The 15698-nt window shown below is 74.3% G+C and carries 14 protein-coding genes; 7 read left to right on the top strand and 7 right to left on the bottom strand.

The window, feature by feature from the left end; all coding sequences use genetic code 11:
• Positions 1 to 3: 3 nt before the first annotated feature.
• Positions 4 to 999, bottom strand: a complete 996-nt coding sequence (locus ACIQI7_RS00835; RefSeq protein ID WP_401103562.1) for a GlxA family transcriptional regulator — start codon at positions 997 to 999, stop codon at positions 4 to 6.
• 563 nt (positions 1000 to 1562) lie between these two features.
• Here ACIQI7_RS00835 and ACIQI7_RS00840 point away from each other — a divergent pair.
• From ACIQI7_RS00840 to ACIQI7_RS00860, 5 genes are all read left to right on the top strand, one after another.
• On the top strand, positions 1563 to 3356 hold the full coding sequence (locus tag ACIQI7_RS00840; protein ID WP_401103564.1) for a sensor histidine kinase: 1794 nt from the start codon (positions 1563 to 1565) through the stop codon (positions 3354 to 3356).
• 17 nt (positions 3357 to 3373) lie between these two features.
• Complete coding sequence (locus ACIQI7_RS00845; protein ID WP_355264222.1) at positions 3374 to 3760, top strand: roadblock/LC7 domain-containing protein; 387 nt, start codon at positions 3374 to 3376, stop codon at positions 3758 to 3760.
• An 82-nt stretch (positions 3761 to 3842) separates the two neighbouring features.
• Entirely contained in the window at positions 3843 to 4205 is a 363-nt protein-coding gene (locus tag ACIQI7_RS00850) for a DUF742 domain-containing protein (protein ID WP_387755754.1), read from the top strand.
• A complete protein-coding gene (locus ACIQI7_RS00855; RefSeq protein WP_387755752.1) occupies positions 4186 to 4803 on the top strand; it encodes an ATP/GTP-binding protein in 618 nt (205 codons plus the stop codon). The genes ACIQI7_RS00850 and ACIQI7_RS00855 overlap by 20 nt, the downstream gene beginning before the upstream one ends.
• A gap of 81 nt (positions 4804 to 4884) precedes the next feature.
• Positions 4885 to 6450, top strand: coding sequence for a cytochrome P450 (locus tag ACIQI7_RS00860; protein ID WP_401103566.1), 1566 nt, complete (start codon positions 4885 to 4887; stop codon positions 6448 to 6450).
• Between the two features lie 164 nt (positions 6451 to 6614).
• Here the strand turns inward: ACIQI7_RS00860 and ACIQI7_RS00865 are convergent, their stop codons facing one another.
• The 3 genes from ACIQI7_RS00865 to ACIQI7_RS00875 all read right to left on the bottom strand — a co-directional run bounded on the left by ACIQI7_RS00865 (position 6615) and on the right by ACIQI7_RS00875 (position 10752).
• Positions 6615 to 8249, bottom strand: a complete 1635-nt coding sequence (locus ACIQI7_RS00865; protein ID WP_401103567.1) for a purple acid phosphatase family protein — start codon at positions 8247 to 8249, stop codon at positions 6615 to 6617.
• Between the two features lie 92 nt (positions 8250 to 8341).
• Positions 8342 to 9163: an SAM-dependent methyltransferase gene (locus ACIQI7_RS00870; protein WP_401104516.1), complete on the bottom strand. Its 822-nt coding sequence runs from the start codon at positions 9161 to 9163 to the stop codon at positions 8342 to 8344.
• Positions 9164 to 9399: 236 nt separating this feature from the next.
• Entirely contained in the window at positions 9400 to 10752 is a 1353-nt protein-coding gene (locus ACIQI7_RS00875) for an MFS transporter (protein ID WP_401103570.1), read from the bottom strand.
• 146 nt (positions 10753 to 10898) lie between these two features.
• Here ACIQI7_RS00875 and ACIQI7_RS00880 point away from each other — a divergent pair, with 146 nt between their 5' ends.
• Positions 10899 to 12506, top strand: coding sequence for an alpha/beta hydrolase (locus tag ACIQI7_RS00880; protein ID WP_401103572.1), 1608 nt, complete (start codon positions 10899 to 10901; stop codon positions 12504 to 12506).
• A 67-nt stretch (positions 12507 to 12573) separates the two neighbouring features.
• Here the strand turns inward: ACIQI7_RS00880 and ACIQI7_RS00885 are convergent, their stop codons facing one another.
• The 3 genes from ACIQI7_RS00885 to ACIQI7_RS00895 form a co-directional block, all read right to left on the bottom strand.
• Positions 12574 to 12924, bottom strand: a complete 351-nt coding sequence (locus tag ACIQI7_RS00885) for a 5-carboxymethyl-2-hydroxymuconate Delta-isomerase (RefSeq protein ID WP_387755744.1) — start codon at positions 12922 to 12924, stop codon at positions 12574 to 12576.
• A 113-nt stretch (positions 12925 to 13037) separates the two neighbouring features.
• Entirely contained in the window at positions 13038 to 13430 is a 393-nt protein-coding gene (locus tag ACIQI7_RS00890; RefSeq protein WP_387755742.1) for a ribonuclease domain-containing protein, read from the bottom strand.
• A gap of 113 nt (positions 13431 to 13543) precedes the next feature.
• Entirely contained in the window at positions 13544 to 14614 is a 1071-nt protein-coding gene (locus tag ACIQI7_RS00895) for a phosphatidylinositol-specific phospholipase C domain-containing protein (protein WP_401103573.1), read from the bottom strand.
• 298 nt (positions 14615 to 14912) lie between these two features.
• On the opposite strand from ACIQI7_RS00895, the gene ACIQI7_RS00900 reads away from it, so the two are divergent.
• On the top strand, positions 14913 to 15557 hold the full coding sequence (locus ACIQI7_RS00900; RefSeq protein WP_401103575.1) for a dihydrofolate reductase family protein: 645 nt from the start codon (positions 14913 to 14915) through the stop codon (positions 15555 to 15557).
• The last annotated feature ends 141 nt before the right edge of the window (positions 15558 to 15698 follow it).

Genomic DNA, 15698 nt, shown 5'->3' on the forward strand with positions numbered 1-15698 from the left:
GGTTCAGCGGGCGGTGGCGTGGGGGCGGAACCGGCGCCGGTATTCGGCCGGGGTGGCGCCCAGCCGGCGGCGGAAGGCCCGGTGCAGGGTCTCCACCGATCCGAGTCCGCTGGCGGCCGCGATGTCGGGCAGGCTGCGGGCGGACTCCTCCAGGAGCCGGCGGGCCGCCTCCACCCGGACCGCCTCCAGGTAGTCGGCCGGGGTGCGGCCGGTGCGGTCGCGGAAGACCCGGGCGAAGTGGCGCACGCTCAGGTTCATCCGGGCGGCCATCGCCTCGACCGGGATCCGCTCGGCGAGGTTGTCGTCGATCCAGCGGCGGAGTTCGTCGATGCGGTCGTCGGCGCTCGCCTGGAGGGAGAGCGGAACGCTGAACTGCGTCTGCCCGCCGGGACGTTTGACGTACATCACCATGGCGCGGGCCGCGTCGAGGGCGATCGCCGGTCCGTGGTCCTCGGCCACCAGGGCGAGGGCGAGGTCCAGGGCGGCGGTCACGCCCGCGCAGGTCCAGATCCGCCCGGCACGGATGAAGATCGGCTCCGGGTCCACCGCGATGTCCGGGTGCCGCGCGGCCAGTTGGTCGGCGGTGAGCCAGTGGGTGGTGGCGGGCAGGCCGGCCAGGAGTCCGGCCTCGGCGAGCAGGTGGACGCCGGCGCAGACGCCGCCGACGCGCCGGGCGGCCGGCGCCGCCGTGGCCAGCCAGCCGACGACGTCAGGGTCGACGACGGCCTGGTACCGGCCGTCGGCGTGGTCCATGGCACCGGCCACGAGGAGGGTGTCGACGCCCGGGCCCACCTCCGCCAGCGACCGGCCGGCGACCAGGCTGATCCCGGCGGCGGTGGGCAGCGGGCCGGCCCGCACGGCGGCGATCTCGACCCGGTAGGCGGGTGCGTCGCCCTCCACCAGGCGGGACGCGACGGAGAACACCTCCGCGGGGCCGGTCACCTCCAGCAACTCGACCCCGGGGAACGCGGCGATGACGACGGTGCGCGGTTCGGGCATGCCCCGATCCTTCCGCCGCCCGGGCCGTGTCCGCAATGCCGGGGTTCTGTCACATCCGGCCATCGGCCACGACCGAAGCGGCGCGAGCGGCCAAGGCAGGCGAAGGGGGCGAGGTAGCCGAAGCGGGCGGGCCGGCGCGAGCGACCGAGACAGCCGAGGCGGCGGCCGGACGGCCGGGTCCGCCCGCCCTCCGAGCCCGGCCGCGACTCCCCTTCCGGGTGATCGCCGCCCCACCGATTGACCGGCATCACCGCGCTTTAGCACGAACTCGGCGCACAGCGGAGGGACTTGGAGCGGAAACCCTTCGCATGAGCGAATCCGGGGCGGGACGGCGGCGCGCGGGCGGCGGGGCGAGAAGCCTGGTGGGCGGGCGGTGGCCGTCCCGGGTTACGACTGGTGTGCGAGATGTCGGGGTTGTCCGGCAGTTTGCGACAAGTCGGTTGCGGGACGGTATTTTTGACTTTAGGTCAGGATGTCCTGAACTTGGCTATGCTGCACCACCACGCCTCCGGAGCCGGCCCCGCCCGTCCCCCCGTACTGTTCCGATCGTTTGAGGATGCTGAATGCTTCGAGCTGGATCGTCACCCGCCAGACGGCGCCGAGCGCCCCTGCTCGGCTGGTTGTTGCCGACGGCCGTGATGGCGGCGGCCGTGGCGGTCGCCGCGCTGGTGGTGTCCGCCGGGGCCCGGGCCGGGGTGCTGTGGTGCGGGGCGACGGGCACCGTGCTGGTGGCCGTGGTGGCCGCCGAGTCGGCCCGCCGGGGGCGGGCGCTGAGCGAGTCGCGCGACCGGCACGCCCGGCAGGTGGAGGAGTTGCAGCGCCGGCTGGTCGGGCAGGAGGACGAGCTGGACCGGCTCGCCAGGGTCGAGATGCGCAGGGTGGTCGCCGGGGCCCGGTACGGGTACTCCTTCGACGTGCTGACCCGCCCGCTGGAGGAGGGCGACGCCCCCGTCTCACCGAGGTTCCGCCGCTCCCTGGTGGCCGTCACCGAGGCCGTCGCCAAGGCCGTCGACGACGAGGTCAGCCGACGCGACTCCGCCGAGCGCGCCTTCGTCAACATCGCCCGCCGGGTGCAGGCCATCATCCACCGGCAGGCCAAGGACCTCCGGGAGATGGAGGACCGGCACGGCAACGACCCGGCGGTCTTCGACGACCTGCTGCGCCTGGACCACGGCAACGCGCTGACCGGCCGCCTCGCCGACAGCATCGCCGTCCTGTCCGGCGCCCGCCCCGGCCGCCAGTGGACCCGCCCGATCGCGCTCTACAGCGTGCTGCGCGGCGGCATGTCCCGGATCCTGGAGTACCAGCGGGTCGACCTGCACCCGGTGGCCCAGATCTCCGTCACCGGACCGGCCGTCGAGCCGCTCATCCACGCCGTCGCCGAACTGCTCGACAACGCCACCCGCTACTCCCCGCCGCACACCCACGTGCACCTGAGCGCCTCCGAGGTGCAGAGCGGGATGGCGATCGAGATCGAGGACGGCGGCCTCGGCCTCACCGACGAGGCGCGGATCCGCGCCGAGCGCTCGATCCGCGAGGCGATGGTCTCCAAGGACTTCGACGACCTCACCGAGTCCCCCCGGCTGGGCTTCGCCATCGTCGGCCGGCTCTGTCAGGCGTACGGCTTCCAGATCTCGCTGCGCCGCTCCGCGTACGGCGGCGTCCGGGCGGTGCTGGTGGTACCCCAGGAACTGCTCACCACCGCGCCGCCGACCGGGCGGGCGCACGGCATCGGCGCCTTCTCCGGGCCCCGCCCGCTCCCCGCGAACCCGCCCCGGCACGCGGCCCCGGGCCGTCCGTGGGGCACCCGGACGACCTCGGCCGGCGTCGGGCCGTCCTACGGCTCGACCAACCCGTGGGGCCCGTCCGGCCCGGGCGCCGGGGACGACGAGGTGATCGTGACCGAGTGGACGCCCAACGGCCTGCCGCAGCGCCGCCGCAGCCGGCCGATGGTGCCCCGCGGCGGCTACGGAGCGGCCGCCCGGGCCGCCTCACGGCCCGCCGGGCCCGTGCCCGGGCCGCCGGCCCAGGCGCCGCGCCCCGTCAGGGAGCCCAGGGAACCCAAGGAGCCCAAGCAGCCGGGCCTGTGGCTGGAGGCGTTCATGGACGGCATCAAGGGCACCGGGCCGACCCCGACCGGGCCCACGGGACCGGGAGGCGCCGGGCACGCCACGGAGGAACCCGGCCGCGGCACGGACACCGGCCGCGCCACCGCGGAAGCCGGACGCAGCACGGACGCCCGGCAGTCGGACGCCCGGCAGTCGGACGCCCGACAACCGGGTGCCGGACAGACGGGTGCCGGACACACCAGCGCCGCACACACCAGTGAAGAGACGGCAGGGAAAGGCGAGCAGTGATTCCGCACCGCAGCAACATGGACTGGATCCTCAACGACCTCGCGCACAGCGTCCCGTGCGTGCGCCACGTCATCGTGCTGTCCGCCGACGGCCTGCGGATCGCCCAGTACGGCACCGACCCGGACACCGCCGACCGCCTCGCCGCCGCCTGCGCCGGGCTGCAGAGCCTGGCCGGCGCGATCGGCCACGAGTTCCCGCACGGCGACGGCTCGATGCGGCTGGTGGTGATCGAGGTTGACGGCGGCTACTTCTACCTGATGGCGGCCGGTGACCGCGCCTACCTCGCGGTGCTCGCCGACGAGGGCGTGGACGCCGGGCTGGTCAGCCACCAGATGCGCGACCTGGTCGCCCGGATCGGCGAGCACCTGTCCACCCCGCCGCGCAACCCCGAGGTGGTCGTGTGACCGACCCGGCAGCCGACCCGGCCCGCCGCACCGGGCTCCGGCGGCGGGACGGGCACCTGAACGAGCACAGTGAGGCGGTGGCATGACGGCCGAGCAGGGTGGCTGGGACGGCCCCGAGCCCGACCGGCTGTACGTCATCACCCGGGGCCGCAGCGGCCCCTCCGGGCCGGGGGTCTTCGACCTGGTCACCCTGATCGTCTCCCTCGCCGAGCCGACCCCCGCCCACCAGCCGGAGCACGCCGCGATCCTGCGGCTGTGCCGGTCCCCGCTCTCGGTCGCGGAGGTCTCCGCCTACCTGGAGCTCCCCGTCAGCGTGGTCACCGTCCTGCTGGCGGACCTGCTCGACGACGGGCTGATCGAGGCCCGCAGCGCCGCCGTGCCCGCGGCGGAACTCCCCGACCGTGCCCTGTTGGAGGCGGTGATCCATGGACTTCAGCGGCTCTGACCCGGTGGTCGGGCCGGCCGGTACGGACCTGCTGCCGGACACCGTCACCACGGCGGTCAAGGTGGTGGTCGTCGGCGGCTTCGGCGTCGGCAAGACGACGCTGGTCAGCGCGGTCAGCGAGATCCGCCCGCTGACCACCGAGGAGACCATGACCCAGGCCGGGGTCGGGGTGGACGACCCGACCGGGGTCGAGCAGAAGACCTCCACCACCGTGGCCATGGACTTCGGCCGGATCAGCATCAGCGACCGGCTGGTGCTGTACGTCTTCGGCACCCCCGGCCAGGAGCGGTTCTGGTTCCTCTGGAACGGCCTGTTCGAGGGCGCCCTGGGCGCGGTGGTGCTGGTGGACACCCGCCGGCTGGAGGTCAGCTTCGAGGTGATCGGCCGGCTGGAGGAGCGCGGCGTGCCCTTCGTGGTGGCCGTCAACGGCTTCCCGGAGGCGCCGTCCGTCCCGCTCGACGAGCTGCGGGGCGCGCTCGACCTGCCCCCCGAGGTGCCGATCGTCGCCTGCGACGCGCGCAGCCGGGAGTCCAGCCGGGACACCCTGATGGCCCTGATGCACCACCTGTACGAGCTGGCCGCCCCGGCGGCCCCGTAGCCCACCGGCGCACCGGTTGCCTCCCGGCCCGCCCGCCGACCCGATGCCCGTCACCGAACCCCACCCGCGACCGGAGAGCCCGTGACCACCCCGACCCCCGAACCCGTCGGCGCCGAACCCGAGCCCCGTACCGGGCCCCGCACCGCGGCCCGTACCTCCGCCGCCCCCGCGCCGGCCGCCGCCCCGCCGCCCGGCTGCCCGGCCCACGCGGGCGGCGGCATCGCCCCGACCGGCCCCGGCGGCCTGCGCCGCCTGTACGGGCCGGAGGCCGAGGCCGACCCGGCGGCCCTGTACGAGAAGCTGCGCGCCGAGTACGGCGAGGTGGCCCCGGTGCTGCTGCACGGCGACCACCGGGCCTGGCTGGTGCTCGGCCACGGCGCCAACATCGCCGCGATGCGCACCCCCTCGCTGTTCTCCCGGGACTCGCGCCTGTGGAACGCCTTCCGCAACAACGAGGTCCCGGCGGACTCCCCGCTGCTGCCGGTGGTCGCCTGGCAGCCGATCTGCGTGTTCGCCGACGGCGACGAGCACCGCCGGCTGCGCGGCGCGCTGCTGGACGGCCTGAACGGCTTCGACCGGCGCGGCATCCGCCGCCACGTCCGCCGCTTCACCACCGACCTGGTCCAGGTGGTCGGGCCGACCGGCCGGGCCGAGCTGATCTCCCAGTTCGCCGAGCACCTGCCGATGCTGGTGATGACCAAGCTGCTCGGCATGCCGGACGAGTACGGTCCGCAGCTGGTCACCGCCGCCCGGGACCTGATGAAGGGCACCGAGACGGCGATCGCCAGCAACGAGTACGTGGTCGCCGGTCTGCGCCGGACCATCGCCATCAGGCGCGAGAGCCCCGGCGACGACCTGACCAGCCGCCTGCTGGCGCACCCGGCCGGGCTGACCGAGGACGAGGTGATGGAGCACCTGCGGGTGGTGCTGCTGGCCGCGAACGAGACCACCGTCAACCTGATCGCCGACTCGCTGAAGATGGTGCTCACCGACCCGCGCTTCCGCGCCCACCTCTCCGGTGGCCAGATGACCCTGGGCGAGGCGCTGGACCAGGTGCTGTGGGACTCCCCGCCGATGTCCCTGGTGGCCGGCCGTTGGGCGACGGCCGACACCGAGCTGGGCGGTCAGCAGATCCGGGCCGGGGACCTGCTGCTGCTCGGGCTCGCGGCGGGCAACGTCGACCCGGTGGTCCGCCCCGACCTGGCGGCCCCGCTGTACGGCAACCGCTCCCACCTGTCCTTCGGCGCCGGGCCGCACGAGTGCCCCGGCCAGGACATCGGGCGGCACGTGGCCGAGGCCGGGATCGACATCCTGCTCACCCTGCTGCCGGACGTCCGGCTCGCGGTGCCCGAGGAGGAGCTGACCTGGAGCTCGGCCTGGATCTCCCGTCACCTGACGGCGCTGCCGGTGGAGTTCACCGCCCGGGACATCGAGCCGGACCCGCTCTCGGTGGCCGAGGCGGAGCAGGCGGAGGCCGTCCAGGCGAAGACCGGGGCGGCGGCGGAGCAGGCACCGGGCCCGGCCGTCCCGGCGCCCCGCGGTGCCGAGCGCACGGGGGCGGCCGGGGCGGCCGGGGCGGTGGCCCCGACGGTCCCGGCGCAGCGCCGCGGCTGGTGGGACGTGCTGACCGGCCTGTTCCGGCGCTGAACGGCCGCTCGGCCGGCCCCTCGCACCTGGCCGGTCGGGCCTGGCCGCCGGGCGCGGGGAGACCGTACGGTCTCCCCGGCCCCCGACGCGGACCCGGCTCCCGACGCGGACCCGGAGCGTGCCACGGCCCCTGCCGCGGCCCGCCCCCGGCCCCGGGCCGCGGATCAGCCGTCGCGCCCGTCGGTCCGGCGCCGGTACAGCGTGAAGGTGTCCACCGGGGTGAGGTCGCCGTGCGGCCCGTCGAAGGTGTAGTAGGTGACCTTCATGGTGGTGGTGCCGCCGCGCCGGTCGCCCGGGTCGACCTCGAAGGCCGCGAAGCCGTGGCTGTGCTCGCGGTCCTGGACGGCGGCCCAGGGGGCGTCCTCGGTGAGCCAGACCGACTCCCGGTAGGGCGCCCCCGGCTTCGGGTCCTCCAGCCCGACGACCACCCGGCCCTTGGGCTGCTCGAAGAGGTCGTCCTGGGTGGTGGCGGCGTTGCCGCCGGCCCCGATGATCATGTGGACGGTGCCCCGCCCGGTGTCGACCAGGTCGGTGCGGGTCTCGGTCGGCACCGGGGTGCGGGTGTCGTTGGGCAGGGTGCCGCGGACGGGGTGGGAGCGCTCGTAGTAGTGCTCGTGGCCGCACACCACCAGGTCGACCCCGTAGGCGTCGAACAGCGGGCCCCAGGTCTCCCGGAGGCCGAGGTCGCTGCCGGAGCCGTGCTTCGAGCTGGAGATCATCGGGTGGTGCATGCAGACCACGATCCAGTCGATCGCCCGGCTTCCCCGCGCCGCCCGCAACTCCCTCTCCAGCCAGCGCCGTTGGGCGCCGCCGGAGTAGCCGCGCAGGTAGACGTCGCCGGAGTTCTGGATGGCCTCGTCGTCGTTGGCGAGGCTGATGAAGCGCACCGAGCCGACGGTGAAGGCGTACCACATGCCCCGGGTCTCCTCGTCGGAGGAGGCCGAGGAGTCGGGGAGGGAGAAGTAGGCCTGGTAGCCGGTGGCGCCGATCGGGCCGTTGCCGCCCTCGTTCTCGTGGTTGCCGACGCAGGGCATCCAGGGCCGCAGCCGGGTGGAGCGGCTGTTGCTGATGAACCAGTCGGCCCAGGTCGCGGTGCGGCTCTGGCCGTGCCGGCCGGCGTAGGAGGAGTAGCAGAGGTCGCCGTTGACGAGGTTGAACAGCGGGCCGACGCGTTCGACCGCGGCGACGATGTCGGCGGAGGCCGCGGTGCCGACCTGGCTGCTCATGAACACCGGGTACTTGCCGAGCGGGGAGGGCATGCCGTCGGGGAAGGTGATCCGGCGGCGGAGGTTGGGGGCCGCCTGGTCGCCGAAGCTGGTGAAGGTGAAGGGGGCGCGGCCGCGCGGGGCGGTGGTGAAGGTGCCGGTCTCGGGGACGGCGCCGTCGTGCCCGGCGCTGTAGAGGTAGGTGGCGCCCGGGCGCAGGCCGGAGAGGCGGGCGTGGTGGACGTACACCTCGGCCTTGTCGATCGAGTCCCGGTAGGTGCGGGTCTCGGCCTGGACGACCCGGCCGAGGCCGCCGTCCGGTGAGCCGTACCGCACCTGCGGGCGGCGCACGGACTGCGGGGTGATCCAGGAGACGGTCATCTCCGTGCCGGCGTCGGTGCCGAACTGGAGGTGCAGTCCGCTCACGCCGGCCGTTCCGGCGCGGTGCGGGGTGGTCTGGAGGAGGGGGCTGGTGGGCGCGTCGTCGGCCGGCCGGGCGGCCGCGGGTTGCGCGGCCGCCACCGGTCCCGCTGCCACCAGGGCGGCTCCGGCCGCCGATGTGCCCTTGAGGATGGACCTGCGTGCAATGGTCATGAAAACTCCGCCTGCCGAGTGGGGGTTCGACGGGCAGTCACTTTAATGACATGTACAGGTAAAGACGATCGTTTTGACAGATCTTCGGTTTTCTACGGCTTGCGACCGACTCCCCCGTAGGCCGAGACCTCGCCCTCGACCCGTGCCGGGTCGTCGGCGAGCTCCGGGTGCCAGCGGTTGATCAGGACCACCCCCGGGTCGTCCAGCTCCAGCCCGGCGAAGAAGCGCTCGACGCCCTCGCGGGAACGGAAGTGCAGCGGGATCCCGGCCTCCGCGTACCGGCGGCCGGCGGTCGCGATGCGCTCCGGCGCGACGTCGGCGGTCCCCGCGGACAGGGCCAGGAAGCTGCCGGCGGGCAGGGCGTCCAGGAGCTTGCGGACGGGCGGGTGCGCGGCCTCGTCCGAGAGGAAGTGGACGATGTTGATCAGCGTCAGGGCGACCGGCTGGCCGAGGTCCAGGGTGGCGGCCACCCCCGGGTCGGCCAGGAACCGCTCCGGATCGCGCAGATCGCCCTGGACGTAGGCGGTGCGGCCCTCGGGGGCGCTGGTGAGCAGGGCGCGCGAGTGGGCCAGCACGATCGGGTCGTTGTCGACGTAGACCACGCGGCAGGCCGGGTCCACGGCCTGCACGATCTCGTGCAGGTTGGGCGCGGTGGGGATGCCGGTGCCGACGTCCAGGAACTGGCGGACGCCGTGCACCTCGGCGAGCCGGCGGACCATCCGGTGCATCACGGCCCGGGCGGCGGTGGCGTCCTCGCGCACGCCGGGCAGGTCGGCGATGACCCGGTCGCCGACCTCGCGGTCGGCCGGGAAGTTGGTCTTGCCGCCGAGCAGGTAGTCGTAGACCCGGGCGGAGTGGGCCCGGTCGGTGCGCAGGTCCACCTGCGGCGGCTCCTCGAACCCGGCTTCGGTCAGCCAGCTCTCCGACAGGTCGGCCGCCAGGTCGCGGTCGTCCGCTCCGAAGCCGTCCGCCACGAAGCCGCCCGGCAGGTTGCCGCCGCGCGTGTCGGTGTGCGGTGCGTCGGCGCCCCGTGCGCCGGTGTGCGGTGTGTTGGTGCGCGGTGTGTCGGTACCCGATGCGTCGGTGTGCACGCTCGCCCTCCCCGTTCAGCGATGGTCCGGACCACTCAACCACAGCGGTTGACTGTCCGTCAGGCGGTTCCCGCTGTCCGCCGAACCGGCGCGTCGGCCTCCCGGACGGCCGCCGCGAAGGACGGCACCTTCATCGCGGTCAGCAGCGCGAGGGCCGGCCCGGCCGTGCAGACGGTGACGTACACCGGGATGACCCCCAGCCAGTGCCGGTCGCTCAGCCATTCGGCGAGCAGCGGGAAGGTGCCGCCGAACGCGGCGATGGTGGACGCGTTGACCACGCCGAGGCCGACCGCCCGCACCTCGGTCGGGAACAGCAGTCCGGTGAAGACGTTGAGCGTGCCGAGCACCGTCGCCACCAGCATCCCCAGCAGCACGGCGACGACCTGGAACGGCAGCCAGCCCTGGCGCAGCCCGGCGAGCAGGACGCCGACCAGCGGGATCGGCAGGCCGAAGCCGAGCCGGGCGACCGGCAGCAGGCCGAAGCGGTCGGCGGCGGCGCCGGTGAGCAGCATGGTGACCAGCACCACGCCGAGCACCACGGTCATGAAGGAGGCCGCCTCCTCCTTGCTGATCACGTGGTAGGCGGCGGCGTACTGCGGCAGGTAGGCCAGCGCGAAGTAGTAACCGACCGTCCCGCCCAGGGTGTTGAGGAAGACGGTGAGGACCGCCCAGCGGTGGTCGCGCAGGGTCCGCAGGAACGGCGGGCGGGCGGTGCGCCGCGCGCGCTCCCGGGCGCGGCGGAACTCCGCGCTCTCCGGCGCCCACCGCCGCACCCAGACGGCGGCCAGCCCGAGCAGCGCGGCGATCACGAAGCCCCAGCGCCAACCGCCGTTCTCCAGGCCGGACTTGCCGATGGTGCGGATCAGTACGGTGAGCACCCCGAAGGAGAGCAGCGAGCCGAGGACGATCCCGCCGTAGGAGACCGAGCTGAACGCGAAGCGGTGCCGCGGCGGTGCGGTCTCGGTCACGTACGCGGCCACGCTCGGCGCCTCCCCGCCGAAGGCGAGCCCCTGCACCACCCGCGCGAGCACGGCCAGCACCGCGGCCCAGACCCCGATCGCCTCCCGCCCCGGGATGGCGGCGATGCCCAGGCTGGCGGCGGCGATCACGGCCATGCCGAAGCTCAGCGCGAAGCGCCGTCCCCGGGTGTCGCTGAGCCGTCCGATCAGGTAGGAGCCGACCGGGCGGGCGACGAAGCCCACCGCGAAGGTGACGTACGCGCCGAGCCCGCCGCTGACGCCGTGCTTGCCGTGCCCGAAGAGGTCCGCCGCGAAGTAGGGCGCGAGGACGGCGTAGATGCTCCAGTCGAAGGACTCGACCACCGATCCGACCGTCGCCGCGGCCAACTCGCGCCGCCGCCCGCCGACTTCCACCTGATCACGGAGCGGGGCCACCGCACTGCTTTCTGTCATGACCTCAGCATGGCACCGTTCGGACCGCCGGGGAATCACGTGTCGCAAGCGATGTCCGCCGTCGCACGGTTCGACACCGGGGGAGCTTCCGGGAATCCCATGTGACCGATGTGACGGGCGGGTGATATTCCTGTGCCGTGCATTCCATGATCACCCGAACCCCGCGGCGCACCCTGCCCGCCGCCGTCGCGGCCGTCGCCACCGCCGCCCTGCTGGCCGGCTGCAGCAGCGGGAGCGGCACCACCGCCGCACCCGCGACCACCCCGGCCGCCACCGCCGCGACGCCGAGCGCCATCCCGACGCCGACGCCGACGGCCAAGCCCACCGGCGCCGCCGACCCGGCCCTCAAGGCCTTCTACGGCCAGCAGCTGGCCTGGGGCCCCTGCGCGAAGGACCCGAAGAACGAGGAGGACACCTCGGCGCTCCAGTGCGCCGCCCTCAAGGTCCCGCTCGACTACACCGCCCCGGCCGGCGGCACCCTGGACGTCGCCGTGGTCCGCAACCCGGCCGCCAAGCCCGACCAGCGGATCGGCTCGCTGCTGCTCAACCCCGGCGGCCCGGGCGGCTCCGGCGTCAGCTCGGTCACCTACGAACCCAAGGGCTTCGACGGCCCGGTGCACGACCGCTACGACATCGTCGGCTTCGACCCGCGCGGCACCACCGGCACCACCCCGCTCAACTGCCTCGACGACCAGGCACGGGACGCCTGGCTGAACACCGACCAGCCCGGCTCCGACCACGGCAAGCAGCTCGCCGACGCCTGCCAGGCCAAGTACGCGCAGGTCCTGCCGTTCGTCAGCACCCGCAACACCGCCCGGGACATGGACGTGTTGCGCGCGGCCCTCGGCGACCAGAAGCTCAGCTACCTCGGCATGTCCTACGGCACCTACCTCGGCTCGCTCTACGCCGAGGAGTTCCCGGACAAGGTCGGCCGACTCGTCCTGGACGGCGCCACCTCGGCCTCCACCTCGCTGATCCAGCACAACATCGAGCAGCAGGCCGGCTTCGAGCGGGCCCTGAAGGCCTTCGCCGCCGACTGCGTCACCAAGACCGACTGCTCGCTCGGCAAGGACCCCGAGCAGGCCCCGCAGAAGCTCGCCGCGTTCCTCGACGGGCTCAAGGACAAGCCGCTCACGACCGAGAAGGGCCGCACCCTGGGCTCCTCGGCGGCCTGGAACGGCGTGCTCGGCCTGCTCTACGGCGGCGAGAAGGCCTGGCCCACGCTGCGCAACGGCATCGGGTGGGCGATGGTCCGCGGCAAGGGCGACAACCTGCTCGCCTTCGCCGACAGCTACAACGGCCGTGACAAGGAAGGCCACTACCGCTCTTCGGCGGACGCCTACACCGCGATCCACTGCGCCGACGGCGCCACCGACGCCCCGGCCGGCGAGCAGCTGCAGGCCGCGCTGGCCGACCTCGCCGCCAAGGCCCCGCTGATCAGCAAGCACGACCCGATGGCCGGGCTGTTCGACCCGGACTGCCGGATCTGGCCGTTCCGCGCCACCGAGAAGCCGCACGTGATCAAGTCCGCCGCCACCACCCCGATCGTCGTCGTCGGCAGCACCGGCGACCCGGCCACCCCGTACGCCTGGGCCGAGAAGCTCACCGCCGAGCTCGGCAACGCCGTCCTGCTCAGCCGTGACGGCGAGGGCCACACCGGGTACGGCGCGAGCAAGTGCGTCCGCGCCTCGGTGGACGCCTTCCTGCTGGACGGCACCGTGCCGGCCGCGGGCATCCACTGCCCGACGGACTGATCCGGGCCGCTCCCCACCGGCGGCGCCGCGCCCGCGGGCCCGGCGCCGCCGCCGTCCTCCCGGGCTCTCAGTGGCCGGGGTGGTGGACGATGCGGTAGGTGTCCCGGTCGAGTTCGGTGACCTGGACGGCGATCACGGCGGGCCGGGCGATCCGGGCGCGCAGGGCGGCGAGCACCCGGGCGCTCAGTTCGGCGCGCTGCTCGGTGCTGCGGCCGGCCAGGATCTTCACCTCGACCAGGACCACGGCCTCACCGCCGGTCCCGTCGCCGACCCGGTGCCCGCCGGCCGGGCGGAAGAGGGTCTTGCAGTCCGCCACGGTGGTGTCGATCACCTCGGTGATCGCCTGGTGGACCTCGGCGGCCAGGGCCGCCCGGTCGAATTCGAGTTCGGCCGAGTGGTCGACCAGGATCTGCGGCACGGGAACCTCCAGGAGTCGTCTGCCGGGCGCCGCCGAGGGTACCGGACACGCTCCGGGCCCCGGCGCGGGGTGCGGCGCCGGGGCCCGGAGCGTCCGGTGGAGCGGTGGCCGGGTCAGCAGCCGAAGTTCACCTTGCGGAAGGTCGCGTAGTGGTCGGCGGTGTAGTAGTCCTCGTGGTACTGCTCGCCGGTGACGATGCGGCGGGCCCCGCGGGTCGACGAGCCCGGGGTGACCACGGTGTACTCGTGGTAGTAGCCGGACGACTGCGCGGGCAGCACGCGCTCCCGGTTCTGGAAGACGACGCCGTCCTGGCGGTACGGGAAGGGACCGCCGGAGGCGATCAGGTCGAGGGTGGTGCGGGCCTGCGAGGGCAGGGCGGTCAGGCACACCGAGCCGCTCACCGCGGCGTGCGCCTCGGTGGCGACGGCGATCGGCGCGAGGGTGACCAGGGCAACGGCGGCGGTGGCGGCGACGCGGGTCTTCCACGCGCGTAGAGTTCGGGTCATGACAACCAGGATGGCGACCGCGCGGCGCCGCCGGAACCCCCGTTCCAACTCTTCACCTCCGGTCAACTCGACGTACTCCCAGGTGCCTTGACCTGGTCAGCCGCCGGCCCCGGTCAGCCGCGGGACAGCACCAGCGACTGCACCGACGCGAGCCTGCGCCAGTCGCTGGAGACGATGCTCGCGTGCGCCTTCGCCAACTGCTCGGTGCGGGCCCGCGCCTGGTCGGCGGTCGGGTCGGTGCCGCTGATCGCCGGGGCGACCAGGTGGGAGTCCGTCATCACCAGCAGGTAGTGGGCGTCGTCGTACCAGGCGGTGTCGACGGTGGTGACGTACGTGGAGGCGTCGCCGTCGAAGACCACGAACCAGGGCCGGATCGAGGCGTCCGCGCCGGTGTACCGGCCGCGCGGGTCGCCGGTGGCGGCGCCCAGCACGGACGGGAACACCTGGGCCTGGCCGATCCAGCCGGCCGCCGCCAGGTCGCGCAGGTGCCGGCCCTGCTCGACGTCGGTGTGCAGGGTGTCGAAGGGGTTGTCCAACTCGACCGTGCCCGGTATCGCGTACAGCAGCACCTTCCCGGCCAGCGCCGAGCGGCTCGGCCAGTTGCCCGCCCGCACCGCCTCGTCGACGCTCGCGTACGAGCCGCCGCCGGGCCTGGCCAGCAGGTCGGCCGGGCGCAGCACCGCGGAGCCGAGGTGCTGGGCGATCAGCGCGTCCAGCTGGTCCGGACCCATCCCGAGGTTGGCCGAGTAGCCGGGCTTGAGCTCCAGCTTGATCACCAGCGGCCCGGCGCCGGGGTGCGCGGCGAGCCAGACCCGGACGTCGTCCAGGCAGCTCCCCAGGTCCTGGTCGGTGCTGCCGCCGTAGAGCTGCGCGGGGGTGCTCGCGGCGGTGCAGTTGTTGGAGTCGCCGAACGGGTTGGAGTGGCTGACCTGCCACTTCTTGGTCACGATGTTCGGCCAGAGGTCCAGCTCGATCATCCCGGTTCCGGTGTCCAGCCCCTGGGCGAGGTACGGGAAGGCGCCCGGGTCGTAGGTGTTGTGGAGGCCGACGGTGGTCGCGGAGCCGAACGGCAGGTCGACCGGCCCGCCGGTGGTGGCGTCCGCCGGGGCGGTCGGGACCAGCGCCGCCGCGGCGGCCATCAGGCCCGCGGCCAGGAATCCGGTCAGGGTGCGGCGTACGGTCATCGGAACGGTCCCCCCAGGGTCGTGGGATGCGGCCGCCCGGCCCGGGCAGCCTGACGAAGCATCGCCCGCCCGGGCGTGCTCAGGATGAAGAAGGCACGACAATAGCGTGACGGCCACACCGCTTCTCCCCCGCTCCCCTCCCCTTCCTCCACCCGTTCCCCACCCGCCGCTCCCGCCACGCCCGGCGCGGGTGACGGAGCGCCGGGAAACCGGCGCCCCCGGTTAGCGTGGCCCGCGCGCGGGGGTGCGGGCGGTCCGCACCCGAGGCACGCGCGAGACGCGGCGCGGCGGAGGAACGATGTCCCTGGTGCGGGTCCACAACTTCTCGATCTCCCTGGACGGTTACGGCACGGGCGAGGGCCAGAGCCTGGACGCCCCGTTCGGCCATGCCGCCGACCGGCTGCACACCTGGTTCTTCCACACCCGGACGTTCCGGCGGATGCAGGGCAAGGACGGCGGCAGCACCGGCGTGGACGACGCGATGGCCCGCACCTGGGGCGACGGCATCGGCGCGGAGATCATGGGCCGCCACAAGTTCGGCCCGCAGCGCGGCCCCTGGCAGGACGAGGACTGGCGGGGCTGGTGGGGGCCGAACCCGCCGTTCCACACCCCGGTCTTCGTGCTCACCCACCACCCGCGCCCGTCACTGGAGATGGACGGCGGGACGGTCTTCCACTTCATCGACGCCTCCCCCGAGGAGGCGCTGCGCCGGGCCCGGGAGGCGGCCGGCGGCCTGGACGTGCGGATCGGCGGCGGCCCGAGCACCGTCCGGGAGTTCCTGGCGGCCGATCTGATCGACCACCTGCACGTGGTCGTGGTGCCGGTGCTGCTCGGCCGGGGCGAGCCGCTCTGGACCGGGCTGGAGGGGCTGGAGCAGCGCTTCCGCACCGAGGCGGTGGCCGCGCCGAGCGGAGTCACCCACCTCACCTTCACCCGGCCGTAGCCGGCCCCGGCCGGACCGGTACGGACGACGGGGGGGCCCCCCCCCGGGGGGGGGGGGGGCCCGCGGGCCCCCCCCCCCCCCCGGGGGGGCGCGGGGGGGCCCCCCCCCCCGGCCCCCCCCCCCGGGGCCCGCGCCGCCCCC

The organism is Kitasatospora sp. NPDC092039, assembly GCF_044756065.1.
Lineage (GTDB): Bacteria > Actinomycetota > Actinomycetes > Streptomycetales > Streptomycetaceae > Kitasatospora.

Bases quoted from the DNA above. Each gene is read 5' to 3' on its own strand.
- ACIQI7_RS00835 (WP_401103562.1), bottom strand. From the start codon at position 999: ATGCCCGAACCGCGCACCGTCGTCATCGCCGCGTTCCCCGGGGTCGAG.
- ACIQI7_RS00840 (WP_401103564.1), top strand. From the start codon at position 1,563: ATGCTTCGAGCTGGATCGTCACCCGCCAGACGGCGCCGAGCGCCCCTG.
- ACIQI7_RS00845 (WP_355264222.1), top strand. From the start codon at position 3,374: ATGGACTGGATCCTCAACGACCTCGCGCACAGCGTCCCGTGCGTGCGC.
- ACIQI7_RS00850 (WP_387755754.1), top strand. From the start codon at position 3,843: ATGACGGCCGAGCAGGGTGGCTGGGACGGCCCCGAGCCCGACCGGCTG.
- ACIQI7_RS00855 (WP_387755752.1), top strand. From the start codon at position 4,186: ATGGACTTCAGCGGCTCTGACCCGGTGGTCGGGCCGGCCGGTACGGAC.
- ACIQI7_RS00865 (WP_401103567.1), bottom strand. From the start codon at position 8,249: ATGACCATTGCACGCAGGTCCATCCTCAAGGGCACATCGGCGGCCGGA.
- ACIQI7_RS00875 (WP_401103570.1), bottom strand. From the start codon at position 10,752: ATGACAGAAAGCAGTGCGGTGGCCCCGCTCCGTGATCAGGTGGAAGTC.
- ACIQI7_RS00880 (WP_401103572.1), top strand. From the start codon at position 10,899: ATGATCACCCGAACCCCGCGGCGCACCCTGCCCGCCGCCGTCGCGGCC.
- ACIQI7_RS00890 (WP_387755742.1), bottom strand. From the start codon at position 13,430: ATGACCCGAACTCTACGCGCGTGGAAGACCCGCGTCGCCGCCACCGCC.
- ACIQI7_RS00895 (WP_401103573.1), bottom strand. From the start codon at position 14,614: ATGACCGTACGCCGCACCCTGACCGGATTCCTGGCCGCGGGCCTGATG.
- ACIQI7_RS00900 (WP_401103575.1), top strand. From the start codon at position 14,913: ATGTCCCTGGTGCGGGTCCACAACTTCTCGATCTCCCTGGACGGTTAC.